This is a genomic window from Paenibacillus vulneris, assembly GCF_039543185.1.
Lineage (GTDB): Bacteria > Bacillota > Bacilli > Paenibacillales > NBRC-103111 > Paenibacillus_S > Paenibacillus_S vulneris.
The window spans coordinates 262,138-279,351 of record NZ_BAABJG010000021.1 but is presented as its reverse complement, the minus strand read 5'-3'; the positions used below and the strand labels follow the sequence as shown (position 1 = coordinate 279,351).

Here is a 17,214-nt window from a genome sequence, read left to right as displayed (position 1 = left end):
CATTTGTTCAGCATCTCCGTTAAATCCCCCATTTCATGATAAATATTCCATATATGTAACCTAATGATTATTCGGGATGTAGTAGCATTTAGTTGGAAAGTGACGTTGGCATGAATGATGCGCCTAGGAGGTGAACGGGTGTCCGCTGAAAAAGTCCATCGAGGCGGAAGGACATGCTTGCAGCAACAGCAGGTAAGACAGCATCGCTCTGAAATCATTAATACTTTATGGGGGTAGAGGATGAAAGCTAAGCGATTATTAAGCGTAGTGTTAAGTGCTGCGATGGCTTTGAACGTATTGCAGTTAAGCTCCTTAGCGTTGATGAATCCTTCGTTTGCCGCGAACGGAGATTTTATAGCGACGACAATCGTCAACGATGATTACGAAACGGGCTCGGGAAGGGCGGATCTGGAAGCAGCGGGGTATACGATCAGCCCCAATCCAGGAACGGCTTCCAACGATGTAGGCATTCTCGGGGCCGGTGACATCGCTAATGGAACGGTTAATAACGATAAGACCGGGAAGCTGATGCATGTGCTGGATTCGGGCTCGGGAACGACTCGCTTCCTTCGGACGTTTCCATCGAAGGCGACCGGATTGGTGACGGTGGAATTCGACTGGCGTGCGGATAAGTCCGGAACGGATGCGACGAACTATCGGATGATGAGAGTGGAAAACCAGGCCGGTCAAGCCCTGGTCGAGCTCCGCCTGAGCGATTCCGGGGTTAACGTATCTCAATACGTAAGCGGTTCCAATAAAAAGGTTGTTCCCAATTTTGAAAAGGACAAATGGTATCATTTCAAAATCGAAATAGATACGAATGCGCAAAAAGCGGAATCCTTCGTACGAACAAGCCCGACAGGCGCCTATACTTCCGCAGGACAATGGGGCTTTACGGAAGCGGCATCCCCCGCGGAAGCAGCGCAGCTGCAAGCCTATACGGCCGGCTCCCAAACGGCCAGCATGTATTATGACAATTTGCAGGTGTACACCAAAGTGGCAAAGCCTTCTGCTCCGACAGGAGTCACTGCGGCTGCCGGTAACGGTCTGGTCCAATTGACATGGACGGCGGTCAACGGGATGACCTACACGGTCAAGCGGTCTAATATGACCGGCGGACCTTATACGGAGATTGCCGCCGGTTTAAGCGCTGCGTCTTTCGAGGACAAGGGGCTTACTAACGGCACAACTTACTATTATGTTGTTACCGCTGCAATGAATGGGCTCGAAAGCAGCCTTTCGAACGAAGCTTCAGCCACTCCGCAAGCTCCGCAAATCCCTTCTGCGCCAGCCGGTCTGACTGCGGCATCTGGGAACGGGGAAGTGAGCTTGACCTGGACTCCTGTCTCCGGGGCGGAAAGCTACATTATCAAATATGCTGAGATAAGCGGAGGCCCTTATACCGAGATAGCGGGAATCGAGACGAATGCCTATATTGTCAAAGGATTGACGAACAACAAGCCTTATTATTTTGTCGCAGCCGCCGTAAATGAAGCGGGACAAAGCGGCAATTCGACAGAAGCGACGGCCATTCCGGTGCAATCGCCTCCGCCGTCGGCTCCAGCTGGATTAAAAGCGACAGCGGGCCAAGGCCAAGTGGCCTTATCCTGGAATCCGGTCAGCGGCGCTCAGAGCTACAATGTGAAACGCAGTACGGATGGGCTGAACTACGAGACGGTCGCTTCGGCCATTCCATCGACCAGCTACGTGAACACGGGTCTGACGAACCATACGACCTACTATTTCACCGTGACGGCTGTAAACAGCAATGGGGAAAGCGTACCGTCTGCAGCGGTAACCGCAACGCCGGTTGAGGCGCCGCCTGTGGAACAGTATAATCTAACGGGCTTTGCAAACGGGAATCCAGGCGGAGGCAGCATTCCGGAGACGGATGCCAAATACATCAAAGTGTACAACGCTCTTGATTTCGCTAAAGCCATTAACCGTAAGAACGGATACAAAGTCGTCGAGATTATGAACGATCTGGACCTGGGCTGGAACGAGATTCCGGCGGAAGCCAAGACGGCGGCAGGCTCCCTATTCGTTGCTAATATCGCACCGAAGACGCATCCGGTTCTTCTGGAGACCGGTGTCAGCAAAATCTATATCGATACCGTCAATAACATGACGATCTTCTCGGCTAACGGGGCCAAAATCAAGCATGCCGGCTTCACTGTCAAGCACAGCTCCAATCTGATCTTCCGCAACCTGGAATTCGATGAGCTGTGGGAGTGGGATGAGCTTTCCAAGGGCGATTACGATAAGAACGATTGGGATTTCATGACGGTAGAGGACGACTCCAAGGTATGGATCGACCACTGCACCTTCAACAAATCCTATGACGGCGGCATCGACGTCAAGCAGGGCTCGTCTGGCGTAACGATTTCCTGGTCACTGTTTAGAGGCGATGACCGAAGCGGGAACAGCTGGGTTACCCGGCAAATCAACTATCTGGAGCAGAACCCGTCAAATTATGCGATGTACAAATTTTTACGGGATCAAGGGCTGAGCACCGATGATATTATCGCCGTATCGGCCGGCCAAAAGAAGCAGCATCTGGTAGGCGCGACGGAATTTGATTCCAAGAACCCCAACCTCCAGGTAACCTTGCACCATAACTATTACAAAGATATGCAGGATCGGATGCCTCGTCTTAGAGGCGGTAATGTACACGCTTACAATATCGTAATGGACAGTGCAGGCAACTGGGAGGCCAAAAAACGGATTTCCGATGCCCAGGCGGCCGCAATTTCATCCAAAGGATATCATTTCGGCATCACTAGTAATGGGGCTATTTCTACGGAAGGAGGAGCTGTACTCGTTGAGAATTCCCATATTATCGACGTGTTCTATCCGATCCGAAACAACCAGGTGGATGCCGCGAAGACGCAGTATACCGGCAAAATTTTAGCGAAAAATACGATCTATTCAATGGACGGCAAAGTATTCCAAGGTGACAGCAATACAACGGACAGTCCGTTAGCTCCGGTACCGGCCCCTCCGCTGGAGTTTGCATGGAGCGGGATGACGGAGCTTCCTTACAGCTATAGCGCAGACGATCCGTCCACTCTGATCTCCCGTCTGACAGGGCCGGAGGGAGCGGGTGCGGGCCAGCTGCATTGGGCTAAGGAAAATTGGCTGCTTACCTCGGGTTATTCAACCGGTGGGGGAAGCGTGGAGGTCCCTGCCGCGGTAGAAGGCGTCAAAGCAGCTGCGACGAAAAACGGTCAAATTGCGCTCCAATGGAACGCCGCCAGCGGCGCGACCAGCTATCATATCAAGCGCAGCACGGTGAACGGAAGCGGTTATCAGACCGTTGCTACAACGACTGGGCTCAGTTATACGGATACGTCGGTAACGGTCGGAACGACCTATTACTACGTGATTACCGCTGTCAATGCAGCGGGAGAAGGGGCCGGCTCCGTTCAAGTGAGTGCAACGCCGGCCATTGTGGTGGATCCACCGGTAGTACCGGCGGCTCCAACGGGCTTCACCGCAAGTGCAGGCGATTCGAAGGTACAGCTGTCGTGGGGGGCGGTCTCGGGGGCAGACTCCTACCGTGTTAAGCGCAGCACGAGTGCAGCCGGTCCTTTCAGTGAGCTGGCTTCCAATATAGCTGCTGCCACTCACACGGATACCGCTGTGATGAACGGAACGACCTATTATTATGTGGTCACAGCTCTTAATGCAGCGGGCGAAAGCGCAAGCTCGGCTGTCGTAAGTGCTACTCCGGCACAAGTAACGACACCTAATCCGGTAGAAGGCGACATTATCGTGTCTCCAGACGGTTTGGATTCCAATGCGGGAACGATGGCAAGTCCGATGTCGTTAACGGCAGCTTTGACAAAAATCGGCGCAGGAAAAACGATCTACATGCGCGGCGGCACTTACAGCTACTCCTCACCTGTGACTATCGAGCGCAATAACAGCGGTACTGCGGATGCCCGGAAAAAGCTGGCTGCCTACGGCTCGGAGAAGCCGGTCATGGACTTCTCGGCAGAAGCGTTTGACTCTACGATGAGAGGCCTGCAAATCTTCGGCAGCTACTGGTTTGTGTATGGGCTGGAGGTGAAAGGCGCGGGTGACAACGGAATCTTTATCGGGGGCAATTATAACCGTATCGAGAACGTAGAGACGCATCATAACAAAGATACCGGCTTACAAATCAGCCGTTACAGCTCCACTGCCTCCCGGGAAGAGTGGCCGAGCTACAACGAAATCATCAATGTGTATTCCCACGATAATTTTGATCCGGATAATGGGGAGGATGCGGACGGCTTTGCCGCCAAGCTTACGATCGGTCCGGGCAACATGTTCGACGGCTGCATCGCCGCCTATAATACCGATGACGGCTGGGATCTGTATACGAAGACGGATACGGGAGCTACCTATCCGGTTATTATCCGCAACAGCATTTCCCATCATAATGGTCAAACGTCGGAAGGGAACACGACCACGAACAGCGACGGCAACGGCTTCAAGCTCGGAGGCGAGAAGATTAAAGTAGATCACATCGTACAAAATAGCATCGCCTTCCAGAACAAAAAGCACGGATTTACGTATAACAGCAATCCCGGGTCTATCCAAATGACCAACAACACTTCATGGGCCAATGGGGAATCCAACTTTGCCTTTGATTCGGGAACGCATATTTTTACGAATAACCTGTCGTACCAGGGGACGGCGAGTGATAAAACGTCCGGAACGGATGTGGACAGCTCGAACGTATGGTGGAAGAACAAGAAAAGCACTAATGCCAAAGGGCTAGCTGCAAGCAACGACGATTTCGTCAGCCTGACCCCGGCAATTGCACGTAATGCGGACGGTTCCCCTAACGTAGGGAGCTTCCTGAAGCTGGCGGCGAACAGTGATATGAAGGGGGCCGGTACGCCTAAGGGAACGGACATCGGTGCCAACGGCAATACTTCTGCGCCGTCTCAAGTGCCTGCTGCTCCAACCGGCTTGACGGCTGTAGCAGGAAACAAACAGATCGTCTTAAGCTGGAATGCGGTGAACGGTGCGGTCAGCTACTCAGTCAAGCGAAGCCAGTCGAGCAGCGGCAGCTACTCCACTATTGCCGATTCACTAGCCGGAACCTCCTACACGGATTCAAATGTAGAGAACGGGACCACATACTACTATATCGTTACGGCTAGCAACGCGGCCGGTGAGAGCGGTCCTTCGAACCAAGCGGCCGCTGCCCCAAGCTCATCATCTCTGCCGATAGCGAAGCTGAGCGGTTCCGGGCAAGTCGATTACGGCAAGCCGCTTGCGGTTCAGTTCGGGCTGGCTAATATGGGTGCATCGAATGCTATTTTTGCCCAGGATATTACATTGCAATACGATGCGGCTGTTCTTGAGTTCGTGTCAGCAGAATCCCTCGTTGACGGACTGTATGTCATGGAGAAGAAGAACACGCCTGGGGAGCTTCGCCTGATTGCGGTTAGCATGGGGCAAACTGGTGCGGTTGCCGCAGACGGCCCTGTCATTCAATTGAATTGGATGGCCAAGACTTTAAGTCAGCCTGCATCTACGTCGATATCGACCAAGTCCGTCCAATTGGCAGATAAAAACGGAGGCGTTGTACAGCCAAGCGGGGCATCGATCAGCATCCAGGTGGGCGGAGTAGACGCAGCCGCTCTGCAGAAGGCTATTGAGCACGCGGAAGCGGTATATGCCTCCGCATTGGAAGGCATGCATGCAGGACATTACCCGGCGGGGGCCAAGTCAGAGCTGAAAGCTGCTATCGACAAAGCCAAAGCCATGCTGAGTAACCTGGAAGCAGCACAGCAGCAGCTTGATAGCGCAGCCAGCGAGCTGAATGCTGCGGTTGCGGCGTTTGAAGCGAAGAAATACGCCCCGGTTGATGGCGATCTCAATGACGACTTGCTCGTCACTATCGCAGATCTGGGCATGATTGCATCGTACTACGGATTCACGAGCTCCACTCCAAATTGGGAGCAAGTCAAGCCTATGGACTTTAATCAAGACGGAATCATTAATATTACGGATCTCGTTCATATTGCGAATTTGATCGAATAGGAGCTGGGACGGAAAGGGGAACGGCGCGAATCTAGTCCGATCCAATAGGATGGGCTCTGCGCCTTTCCCTGATTTTCAGAAAGAAAGGATGGGCTCGGTGAAGAGACTGCAGCGCTGCTTGATTTTTCTTATGATGCTTGTATGGGTGTGGCCGATCCTGCCGCAAGGGATTCGTGCGGAGACCCCTCCTGTGTTTTCGCTGGAGGCAAGCACAAGCACGACGGAACTGGACCGCGAATTTACAGTGACGTTAAAAGGAAGCGGCCAAAAGGATCTGTACGGATATGAGGCTGTCATTGAATATGATGCGTCCAAGCTGAATTTTATTGAGCAAAAGAATGGGATGAACGGCAGCGGCTTTTCCATGGGGCCGATTCACAAGGACAATGTATTGACCTTCGCTTATACAAAGGTAGGCAAGGGAGTGGCTGGTGAAAGCGGAGATGTCACCCTTAGCCGCCTGACCTTCAAGACGAAGGCTGCCGGAACGGCTTCGGTCAAGCTGGTGAAAGTAACCGCCGTGTCCTCCAAAGAAGCGGAAAGCATCTGGACCGGCGCAAGCTCAGTATCTGTTGTCATCGGAGGGGACGGGGGCAATCCTTCGAATCCCGGAACGGGGGGCAGACGCGGAGGAGGTTCAGCGGCTGTCGCGCAGCCTCAAATGCAAAGCGGTGGAGACGGAGTCCGCATTGTGGTAAGCCCTATGCCCCAGACGGTCAAAGCGGACGGAAAGTCCGTCGCTGTCGCTGCTTTAACCGACGAGATCTTGGCTAATGCTGTAGAGGCGTTAAAAGCGAATCCTGCAGCCATGAATACTATCCATATTGACGCCAGCAATCCGTTGACAGCGGTTCGAGTTGACATTCCAGCAACGGCCTTAGCGGAGCTTATTCGCCAAACCGGCGGCGTCATCATATCCATTCAATACAATGAAGCAAGGTATGATTTGCCAGTAAGGGCTTTGAAGCTGGACCAATGGGTGGCTTCGCTTCAAGCGGAGCTGAAGGATGTGAAGGTCAGCATTCTCATCGAGAAAATAAGCGGAGCGGCCGGACAGCCATTTTCCGTTAAAGCCGGAGAGAACGGTCTTAAGCTTGTAACCGAAGTATATGACTTTACCATCACGGCGGAGAGCGGCGGCAAGACAATCACGGCAGACGATTTCGGCGATACGTACGTATCCCGCCTTATCGAGGTCGCTTCCCCGCTGAATTATGGGAAAACAACAGGCGTATGGTTCGACCCGTCCACCCGGGAGCTGAAGTTTGTTCCCACCTTCTTTCATACCGACGGCAGCCATACGACTGCAACGATCAAAAGGCCCGGGAACAGCATGTATGCGCTGGTCGAGCACAGCAGAGCCTTTGCAGATCTGAGCGGCCATTGGGCACGGCAGGACATAGAGATGCTCGCGTCCAAGCTGGTCGTATCGGGACGGACGGATCAGGCTTTCGTGCCTGAGGAGCGCATTACGAGAGCGGAGTTCGCCGCACTTCTGGTACGCGGTCTCGGGTTGTCCGAGAGGGAAGTCTCCTCCTTCCATGACGTTACCTCCAAGGATTGGTTTGCAGGGTCGGTAGGAGCGGCGAATAAAGCGGGGCTTGTCGACGGAATCGCGGGCGATAGATTTGCTCCTTACGAGCCTATCACGCGTGAGCAAATGGCTGCGATGATGAGCCGTGCCTTGAAGCTGGCAGGCAAAGCACCTCAGGCGGATCTCAAGTCACTGGAGATGTTTCATGATGAGGCTGCTATCAGCAGCTGGGCTCTTGAAGCGGCGGCTCTGTCCGTGACGGCAGGATTTATGAATGGGCAATCCCCGTCTTCATTTGCTCCGAATGCTGCTGCCACCCGTGCAGAGGCGGCCGTCGTACTGAAACGGATGCTCCAATATATCGAATTTATCAATTAGAGTGAAGTTTGTCGCCCGTATTCGGTTGAAGCGGGCGGCAGACGGCACATTTTGCCGGCAGGGGGAATGGAATGGTATGAAGGGCCTATTCAACAAGAGGCTGCTTAGATTAATCGTTTCCTTTTTATGGATGCTGCAGCTTGGCGCTTTAGCGGTTGTGCCGATAGCGTTCGCCAATACGCTGCCTATCGATTGGTCGGCTTCTACAATGAATGGAAGCGTTAGCCCCACATCGACTGCATATGTCAGTCAAGAAAGCGTAACTTATGGCCAGGGAGTCTTCGATATTGCAGCCCGAAGAGGGAAAATGCAAAGCACAGCGTCGGGAGGCGATACGGTATATTTTGTTTATACGCCTGTGGAGGGGGACTTTACCATAACCGCTCGGGTCGTATCGGTCGGGATTGAGCCAGGTTCCTCGGCCATGAATGCGGAAAACCGTGCGATGCTGATGGTTAAAGACGGGGTGTCCAACGACTCGGATTCATTCTCGGTCATTTATAAGCCGACGGCATTGTCGCCGGCCGTTACCGGCACATTGACTTCCTATAAGCGTTTCGGCTCCTCGTCGGGTGCTGGCTCCAGCGTGAGCGGTTCTTTTAACACGCTGATCTATTTGAAGCTGGAGAAGTCGGGCAACGTATACAAAGGCTCTTATTCTTCAGATGGCTTGAGCTACACTACGTACTACTCTCAAACCGATACAGCCAATACGATGAACTCCACATCCCTCAATGTTGGTTTGGCGGTAACGGCAGCGACGGTTCAATTCGACAATGTGTCGATTATCAAAGCCTCGTCGAGCGCCTTGAATGCTCCTGTGAACTTATTGGCGCAGCCGGGAGACGAAAAGGTTGATTTATCCTGGGATACGGTAACTGGAGCAACCTATTATAAAGTGAAGCGGGGGACCCAATCGGGAGGACCTTATGCTACCGTCGCTGGCAATGTGTATGCTTCTTCCTACACGGATGCAGCTGCCGTTAACGGCATCGACTATTATTATGTCGTCACCGCAGCGAATGAGAAAGCCGAAAGTCTTCCTTCCGTTGAGATAACCGCTAAGCCTGCGGCGGCGGCTATTCCAGTAAGCTCGATTACCGTGAGCTCAACGAACGGTGAAGCATCGATTACGGTGCCTGGCGGAACCCTGCAAATGCAGGCGGTTGTTTTGCCCAATAACGCTGCAAACCGTTCGGTCTCTTGGAGCGTCTATGAATCGGATGGAGTAACCATCACAGATAGAGCGACGATCAGCAGCACAGGCTTGCTGCAAGGCATGATCAACGGAAAGGTGAAGGTCATCGCCAAAGCCTTGGATGGTTCTCATGTGCAAGGAAGTGCCGTGGTGACTATCGCTATCGCGGGGGCAGACACAACTTTGCTGCAAAATACAGTAGAGGCTGCGCAGACCTTATACAATGCGGCAGAGGAAGGCTCGAACCCGGGACAGTATCCGATAGGAGCTAAAGAGGCGCTGCTTTTGGAGATCAACAGGGCAAAGTCTGTAGTAGCGAATGCTCTAGCCACACAAGAGCAAATGAATGAGGCTGTCGATAGGCTGAATAAAGCGATTCAGACATTCCGAGCAACGGTTATACAATTCCATGCTGGAGATGTAGATGGCAACGGTATCGTCAATGTCGGTGACCTGGGTATCGTCGGAGGAGCGTATGAAAGGAGCTCAAGCAGTCCCGGCTGGGAGGCTGTCCAACATGCGGATGTCAATCAGGATGGGAACATTGACCTTGATGATATTATCTATCTAGTCCATATTATTCCATGAAAGGACTAAAACGAGGAAGGGCTTTGGGGCCCTTCTTTTTTTCGATTTAATTATAACGTTACATCTAGGTTTCGATTAATTGCAGTGTTGTTTGATTGCTCTGGTTATCGTTAGTGAATATTTTGGAAGACCGCAGGACTGCACCCTCAGGGGTAAAAGTCGCGTCAGGATCCCCTTGAATCCATAGGGATATATCCAGGTATTGCACCACTTTTCCATCATGAACAAAGACAAGAAGACTGCTGCTCTCGTCGGATAAACGCAATGTATTTTTTGTCCACTCGTACCCGAGGCGTTCGTTAATTTGGGTATGCGTGGTATAGGGGCCGAACAGATACAGCTTATCCCATACAAAATCGGTCAATTCTCGTACATATAACGGAGCGGTCTCACCATTGCTTTGAGCGGTAAGAGAGTATGCACGGAATTGTTCCTCGAGTGTTTTGTGCTGATTAAGATCGACAGCATTCATCTGCTGGTCAAATAGTTTGATTAATGACAAAGTGGCAGGAACTGCCAAAATGATAGAGAGAAAGATCCACAGCGGTTTATGCCAATGCCTAATCTCAAGTAGATGAGTAAGCATATAGGTGATGAGCAGGCCAACGACAAAAGGAAGCAGGCAAATCGTGAGGTTCATCGGGCCAAACCCATTCTCATTAATATCTAAAACCGTATTTACAATCCCATATCCGAAAAAGTAAATGACAGTTAGTCCAATCCATGCAATCCCAATGATTAACTTCCTCACGTGCATAATCGCTTAACCTCGACTTTTGAATGTAATAATATATAACTATTATACTTGAAGGGAGGATATTTTTGCCAAAGGTTCTGGTAAAATGGAATAAATAGCATTAATAATGGGAGCTTGATCCTATGGGAATCAATGAAGCAGGAGGCTGCAATGTTACTGAAGGATACAGATCAACTGGATGATCTAAAGTATTTTTTAATCAACTGGTACGGAAGATACGACAGCTCCTGCGGTGTACCGGCGGACGAAATTCCACCATATCTGCCAAAGGCGTTACATGAACTATATGCATTTGCAGGACGCTGGAAAAAGGGGTCGGACGATCACCTCGAGAACTCTCCGGAGATTTTTCAACAGCAGGATTGTCTTTACTCGGTGGAGCGTCTAAAGAAGGACCAGGATAAGGTTACCTTTCTTGAGGAGAATCAAGCCAACTGGACTTGCCAAGTGGAAGCAGGTCAGAAAAATTCGCCTGTCTACTGTGACGAGTGCTTGCTTTGGGATGATAATGCCGAGGGGCATATCATTGTAAATGACTCTTTATATCATTTTCTGAAAAGCTTTTGTTTACAGGAGGTTGTTTTTGGCTGCAAACATCTTTATACGATAGAAGGAAAAATAGATAATATACAAATGTTGTTTAATAAACCTATTGAAGATGTGTGGCTTAATGGGTACTATATTAGCCCGAAAGAAGAGGGACCTACCCATGCATTTTACCGGTGTGGGGACGTGCTGGTCATGGAGCGCTATGGTGACCTTTGGTTATCTAACAATGATTTGCATGCACACTTGAATGGTGATATCTTGTCCTCCATCAAACTGAGGAAGATTGAGTCTGATTGTCCATGAAGATTCTGACATTTTTACGAATCTAAGCATTCGTCTGGTAAAAGACATTGTTAATGGAAAAAAGTTGTTGCAATCACTTACTAAAAACATCTTAATTCTATGACATTATTATCCTTATCAACTGCAAATTGTATTTCTCTACAAAACGAACATAAAAATCTAAATGCAAGCCTATCTTTTAGCGAGTCATTAAATGCCCAACCATTGACGTAAACCCCAAAACTGTCGCCATTTACAAGATGACTTTCTTGAAGAAATTTTGCTAGTTTAGATTGATTTTCATCCATTTCCAGCTTGGATATCATATGAATATGAGTTGAAAACCAATTTAACTTATGAGGTTCTCTAGGTGAAGAGTCGGTAGTAATATTACTCCCATACATATCATACGCAATTTGATTTATATTTCTATCGACTATAAGTTTTTTAATAATCTCAGTGGTGCTTTCTTTAATAGACATTAGATTTACTTCTGTAACCTTTTTCGAGTAAGATACTATCCGAATGTCTTTAAAATTTGATGCAATCTCATTCATAATAATGTGATAATGTTCATTTGAATAGACTGGTATTTGGATTAGAGTTCTATTACCAGTGAACAATGCACTTAGACAGTAATATTGTGCTATGTATGAGATACGATCAACTGACTCCATTAGAGATATTCTACTTATATCCATTTCTTCTATGTTTCTTTCAGTTACAGGAGTGTCAATTAGAATATCCTGATAAAACCATTCCATTTAGAATCCTCCCTTAATGAATAATTCTGACGATAGCATGTAGTGCTACCGTCAGAACCAATATCTATTTAAGAGTTACATCGCCACGCCTCTCAACTGATATGTGGTTCTATGAGTCCCTCCGCCAATGGTTTCATGCCCTGGAAAAGTAATTGATATATCAGCATAGGACATGTATCCTTTTAAAGCTGTAACAGTATAATTACACTTTATATCCCATCCCATATCATTTTTGCAATTTTTTTATCATTTCTAAAGCTCCTAATCTTATTAATTTAATAGATGAGGCCTCATCTAATAACATATTATCACAAATCCCTTATTTGGTAATGATTTACTATTATAAGAGTTTGCAAATGTGTTTCAATAAAGTATTACTTTTAGCGTGTAAATACCTGTCATAGGCTGTAATACATAATATGCATATTTTATAAATAATAAAAACGAGGCGCTTAGAATGGCAATCTAGAACGCTACAAAATTAGCTTCGAAATTCTATTTTGCGGGAAAGGGAAATAGTGGATAGGTATGAATCTAAAAGCCAGGTACAGTTTGCTTTTGGCGGTATTGATAGTAAGTGTTATGACGATTTTGTTTCTACCGATGTCGTCAAACAGTATCTTGAATTCTAAGAATTCCGCCGCCTCTATATCCGACAGTTCAGGAGCAGAAATTTCAACAGATCCTCTATCATCCGAGATGATTCATATAACCGGGCCGATCGCGTTGTCCAGAAATGATCTATTTGACCTTACAAATAAAAAAGAATATTTGAATGTTATACAAACAGACGGAGAGTATTTCGAAGATTGGACCCCGGGCCCATTCATGGGTCGTACTTGGCGGGGGAATTTTCAAATTCAGCTTTCCAATGAGCAGGGTGAGGTGAAGAGTTCCGTTAATTTGAACAGCTTTTTCGATGGTGATGTGGTTTTTAACTCATTTTTTAATTTGGAATTTGACGATTATAACGGGGACGGGAATTTGGATTTTACGATCGGGCAATATGCATCGAGTAATGGAAACGTGTTTAAACTGTTTACGCTAAGCAATTCAGGAGACATTAAAGAGCTGCAGGTCAAAGATCATAACGGAATTTTCATAAGTGATAAGAAGCGTTACTCCACGAAGCTCTCGAAAACAAGCGCGGATGGGTTTTCTGTCGAGTTTTATGACGTATCGGGAACATCGTCCAAAAAACGTTTGCATGGAAAGAAACTGAATTCGTTTCTACAACTCCAAAATGATGCAGCAGTCAGTCCGCTGCGACACGCCTTTTTCCCCCAACTTGCTGCAGGCGCCTTAGAGGAGCAATGTTTGTAACAGACTCTTCTAAGGCTGCTGAAGCCGCTGGCTAAGCCGATGATAATAACTAATCGAAGCCAATTACTCCACCTTCGCACCATAAGATCTTAAAAACGCGATGGCCTGTCCCGCATCCATTCGGACTCCCTTGACATCGAACGACTTGAAATTCACTCCGTCCAGTACAGCCCCTCTCAAATCCGCCCCTTGTAAACGTACCTTGGCCAGCTGGGCTCTAGATAGATCGGCCTCCCGAAGATCGCATTTTTCCAGATTGCTCTCATACAAATCGGCTTCCACCAGCCGTATGCCTCGAAGGGATTGCTTGCTTAGATTGCAATGCTTCAGATTCGTATAAGACCAATCCCCTCCAAGGATTGTAATGCCATCCAGATTGCATTCGGAGAAGTCCGACCCGACCATCTTGCACTCCTCGAACTTGGCAACGAACAAGGAAGCTCCTTTGAAGCGGCAGTTGGTAAATGCGGAGCCTATATGCACCGAGGCATTAAGCAGGGCGCCGGTGAAATCACAATCCGTAAATTGGCACCCGTAGCTCCACATTTCCTCCAATTGTGAGCTTCTAAATCGGCAGTGATCAAACGTACAGCTGCGGAGCTCGCCTTCCCGCAAATCTTTGTAGCTAAAGTCTACTTCCTTATAATGCTGGTCTATGTAGGAATACATCTTTTGTCCCCCGTTGGCACAGATTCTTCGTTCCTTATTCGTTTGAATCCTGATCCTAACCTTTATTATGAATCCTTCATCATAAATTCCGCAAGTGTGAAGGAGCGGGCGGTGCCCTTTTCCATGCGTTAGGGCTTCCGAAGGAGGACAATAAGGCGGTTTATGCATATTTTGTACTATAGAGATATGCTGCTCATGCAGCTTGAGAGGAGAAGATACGCTATGGCCAAAGGTTTCGATTGCGCTACACCGCTGACGGACAGTACAGCCGCGGCCTTTAAAAAGGACGGTTATGTATTTGTGGCTCGCTATCTGGTTCCAAGCAGCTGGAAGGCATTATCGGTAAAAGAGGTTCAATCGATTTGCAACGCCGGACTGCAGATCGTTTCCGTATTCGAGACGACGGCGGATCGGGCACTCGGAGGGAGAAGCACGGGCTTGAAGGATGGCGCTATTGCATTGGATCTGGCAGCGCAGATGGGCCAGCCGCCTGGAAGTACGATTTATTTTGCCGTAGATTTTGATGCAACGCCAGCCCAGATGTCAACAGTGATTGCCTATATTAAAGGGGCAAGCGAGGCTACACCGGGGTATAATACGGGAGTTTACGGGTCCTATGCTGTCGTCGAGGCGGTTTATGCCGCGGGAGCCTGTTCGCGCTTTTGGCAAACCTACGCCTGGAGCGGGGGCAAAAAATCATCTGTCGCCAACATTTATCAATATTTGAACGATATCGTCGTGAACGGAATTGGAATCGACTTGAACGAATCCTATGGACAAGAAGGCTGGTGGAGTACGATACCGGCTGATTATATGCTGAATCCTGAGGACGCCAATAAGCTGATTGGCTTCATGAAGGCGGGGTACGAGGCGGCCAACGATGCGGCGGGGAAGGAGGACTTCCACCGGCTGGCAAATGAATTACGCAAAGCGTCGGGGCAACCGGAACAGTGACGTTCAAATGTGCAAATAAAACCGTCCAGGCAGTTGGGAAGCCTAGTATTGGCAAATAGCAGTCTCCATAGGTTTCTCAGCAACCAGTTCATAAATTGTATAAATAAAAAAATCCCCGCGGTGCGAGGACTGCCGGGAAACGTCTGGATTACAGCGGGGGCTTCCGGAAACGGGCGCTTCCTTCGGTCCGCAATTGCTTTTTTGCCACAAACATCATAACCGTAACGGAAAACAGAATCAGGAAGCAGCTTTCAATAAAAGAAATATGGCCGTCGTTCGCCCATAATAAGGTCAAAAATAATAAGATCCACATGTTGACATAAATATACTCGTATAGCAATCTTGGCATAAAAATCCACCCTCTTTTCCTAGATTACTCCATTATCTGCTGACGAGTGGGTATAGTTTGTTCATCTTAATTTTATAGGAAACCGTCGTAAAATAAAAGTTTGAGTCATTATTTGTCATTCGTTGTCTAAATGCACCCGTCGGAAACTTGATCACTTTATACTATGAAGCGATTTCACAGATGGGAACTGCCATCTATACGGGAGTCTGTACGGAAATCTCTTACGGGTTTACAGAAGCATATCCGGGTGTTACGATGAACTTTGTAAAGAAATGATTAACAAGGTCATCAACTGCGGAGGCTATTATGGTAACTTGGAAACGAAATTTATGGCTCCTGTGGGTAGGATGCTTTATTACGTCAGCAAGCTTTTCGATGGTCGTTCCTTTTTTGCCGCTGTTTTTGCTGCATATCGGCGTTAGCCAGCATATTGAATTATGGTCGGGGCTGTTATTCAGCTCCGCCTTTTTTGCAGGGGCGATTTCGGCACCCTATTGGGGTGCTCTTGGGGATAAATATGGGCGGAAGCCTATGATTATTCGCGCGGGCTTTGTCCTTTTTGTCATATACATCCTGACATCTCTGGTGACAAGCCCTTATCAGCTGCTGATCCTGCGGTTGCTGCAAGGGCTGCTGAGCGGTTTTATTCCCGGCTCTATCGCTCTCGTCGGTACCAATACGCCGGAGAAGCATGTAGGCTATGCGCTCTCCCTTATGTCGACGTCTACCGCTACCGGAAGCATTATGGGTCCGCTGCTTGGCGGGATCATTTCCAAAATTTTTGACAGCAGGGTGGCCTTTGCAAGTGCAGGGGTCTTCGTTTTGCTGAGCACGCTGCTTGTTTTGTTCTGGGTAACGGAGGAGAAATTCGTTCCAAGCAAGGACCGAACCTCTATATTGTCCTCCATGAAGCTCGCTGCTAGCAATCGGCCGTTCGTAACCGTGCTGCTTTTGACACTGCTTACGCAATTCTCGGTTATGACTATTGAACCGGTGTTGCCGCTGTACATCGTGCAGATCGGCGGATCGGCCAAAGACGCATCGCTCCTTGCGGGAATCGTATTCTCTCTTGTAGGGATCGCAAGCATCCTGTTTGCTCCGCGCTGGGGCAAGCTGGCGGATAAAATCGGCTTTCATAAAATTTTGATTATCGGCTTGGTTGTCGGAGGACTCGGGAATTTGGCGCAGCTATTGTTTCACGGCGTTTGGGGCTTCTCCATCGTGCGGTTTATATATGGAGCCTTCTTCTGTGCGGTGTTCCCGGCTCTGAACGGACTGGTGGTCCGGTCCACACCGGCGGATTTCCGCGGTAGGGCCTTTGGTCTTAACCAGACGGCGAATCAGCTCGGAGGCATGCTGGGACCGCTGGTCGGCGGTGCCATAAGCGGTGTATTCTCGATTCACAGTGTCTTCTGGGTGACGGGAATATTGCTATTGTGCTCCGGTGCTCTGGCTTATATGTCGGTGAATCACAAGCCTTCCGCTCAGCAGGGGTAGTATAAGATTGAGAGTTGAATATTGTCAAATGGACCGTTCGGATATCCGGGCGGTTCTTTTTATTCGTAGGACTTAATCCTTAACTTTGTAAGCCACGGGCATTCCCCCATCAAACGATGCCGAACGGGGCGGTAACCGAGTACGAATACGTATTGGAGCAGTATACCTGGAATGCGGCGAACCTGCTGCAAAAGCACATTAACGATATCGGCGATATCGTACAGTACCAGTATGACGGCGACGGCAATCGGACGAAAATGAGCGTAGACGTAGCAGGCGGACCGGATCGCTATGGAAATGGCAATAACAACGGCCACGGGAATGGGAATG

Annotated in this window: 11 protein-coding genes and 2 pseudogenes; 9 read left to right on the top strand and 4 right to left on the bottom strand. The window is 49.0% G+C overall.

The genetic code is table 11. The features are described 5' to 3' along the window. Positions 1 to 240 precede the first annotated feature (240 nt). From ABEA66_RS36380 to ABEA66_RS19570, 5 genes and pseudogenes are all read left to right on the top strand, one after another. A pseudogene (locus ABEA66_RS36380) lies at positions 241 to 2,907 on the top strand (pectate lyase family protein); the annotation flags it as partial. A 738-nt stretch (positions 2,908 to 3,645) separates the two neighbouring features. Then, positions 3,646 to 4,914, top strand: a pseudogene (locus tag ABEA66_RS36375) (right-handed parallel beta-helix repeat-containing protein); the annotation flags it as partial. Positions 4,915 to 4,941: 27 nt separating this feature from the next. Then, the gene (locus ABEA66_RS36370) at positions 4,942 to 6,042 is read left to right on the top strand and encodes a cohesin domain-containing protein (protein ID WP_377741365.1); all 1,101 of its coding nucleotides are present in this window, start codon (positions 4,942 to 4,944) and stop codon (positions 6,040 to 6,042) included. Positions 6,043 to 6,139: 97 nt separating this feature from the next. After that, entirely contained in the window at positions 6,140 to 7,954 is a 1,815-nt protein-coding gene (locus ABEA66_RS19575; protein ID WP_345590016.1) for an S-layer homology domain-containing protein, read from the top strand. A gap of 76 nt (positions 7,955 to 8,030) precedes the next feature. After that, the gene (locus ABEA66_RS19570) at positions 8,031 to 9,740 is read left to right on the top strand and encodes an Ig-like domain-containing protein (protein WP_345590014.1); all 1,710 of its coding nucleotides are present in this window, start codon (positions 8,031 to 8,033) and stop codon (positions 9,738 to 9,740) included. Positions 9,741 to 9,804: 64 nt separating this feature from the next. On the opposite strand, the gene ABEA66_RS19565 is transcribed toward ABEA66_RS19570, so the two are convergent. Further along, on the bottom strand, positions 9,805 to 10,491 hold the full coding sequence (locus ABEA66_RS19565; protein WP_144027806.1) for a hypothetical protein: 687 nt from the start codon (positions 10,489 to 10,491) through the stop codon (positions 9,805 to 9,807). Positions 10,492 to 10,647: 156 nt separating this feature from the next. Between ABEA66_RS19565 and ABEA66_RS19560 the strand changes: the two genes are divergently transcribed. Then, the gene (locus ABEA66_RS19560; RefSeq protein ID WP_345590011.1) at positions 10,648 to 11,349 is read left to right on the top strand and encodes a hypothetical protein; all 702 of its coding nucleotides are present in this window, start codon (positions 10,648 to 10,650) and stop codon (positions 11,347 to 11,349) included. An 80-nt stretch (positions 11,350 to 11,429) separates the two neighbouring features. Here the strand turns inward: ABEA66_RS19560 and ABEA66_RS19555 are convergent, their stop codons facing one another. After that, positions 11,430 to 12,092: a hypothetical protein gene (locus ABEA66_RS19555; protein ID WP_345590009.1), complete on the bottom strand. Its 663-nt coding sequence runs from the start codon at positions 12,090 to 12,092 to the stop codon at positions 11,430 to 11,432. Between the two features lie 528 nt (positions 12,093 to 12,620). Here ABEA66_RS19555 and ABEA66_RS19550 point away from each other — a divergent pair. Further along, positions 12,621 to 13,415 carry a hypothetical protein gene (locus ABEA66_RS19550; protein ID WP_345590007.1) on the top strand — a complete coding sequence of 265 codons (795 nt, stop codon included), beginning with the start codon at positions 12,621 to 12,623 and terminating at the stop codon, positions 13,413 to 13,415. A gap of 63 nt (positions 13,416 to 13,478) precedes the next feature. Here ABEA66_RS19550 and ABEA66_RS19545 read toward each other — a convergent pair whose 3' ends face one another. Continuing rightward, positions 13,479 to 14,084 (bottom strand): pentapeptide repeat-containing protein, encoded by a 606-nt coding sequence (locus ABEA66_RS19545; RefSeq protein WP_345590005.1) that lies wholly within the window; start codon positions 14,082 to 14,084, stop codon positions 13,479 to 13,481. 222 nt (positions 14,085 to 14,306) lie between these two features. Here ABEA66_RS19545 and ABEA66_RS19540 point away from each other — a divergent pair, with 222 nt between their 5' ends. Beyond that, a complete protein-coding gene (locus tag ABEA66_RS19540) occupies positions 14,307 to 15,038 on the top strand; it encodes a DUF1906 domain-containing protein (RefSeq protein ID WP_345590003.1) in 732 nt (243 codons plus the stop codon). Between the two features lie 148 nt (positions 15,039 to 15,186). On the opposite strand, the gene ABEA66_RS19535 is transcribed toward ABEA66_RS19540, so the two are convergent. Continuing rightward, positions 15,187 to 15,387: a hypothetical protein gene (locus ABEA66_RS19535; protein WP_079909725.1), complete on the bottom strand. Its 201-nt coding sequence runs from the start codon at positions 15,385 to 15,387 to the stop codon at positions 15,187 to 15,189. 306 nt (positions 15,388 to 15,693) lie between these two features. Here ABEA66_RS19535 and ABEA66_RS19530 point away from each other — a divergent pair, with 306 nt between their 5' ends. Beyond that, positions 15,694 to 16,884, top strand: coding sequence for an MFS transporter (locus ABEA66_RS19530; RefSeq protein ID WP_079909726.1), 1,191 nt, complete (start codon positions 15,694 to 15,696; stop codon positions 16,882 to 16,884). The last annotated feature ends 330 nt before the right edge of the window (positions 16,885 to 17,214 follow it).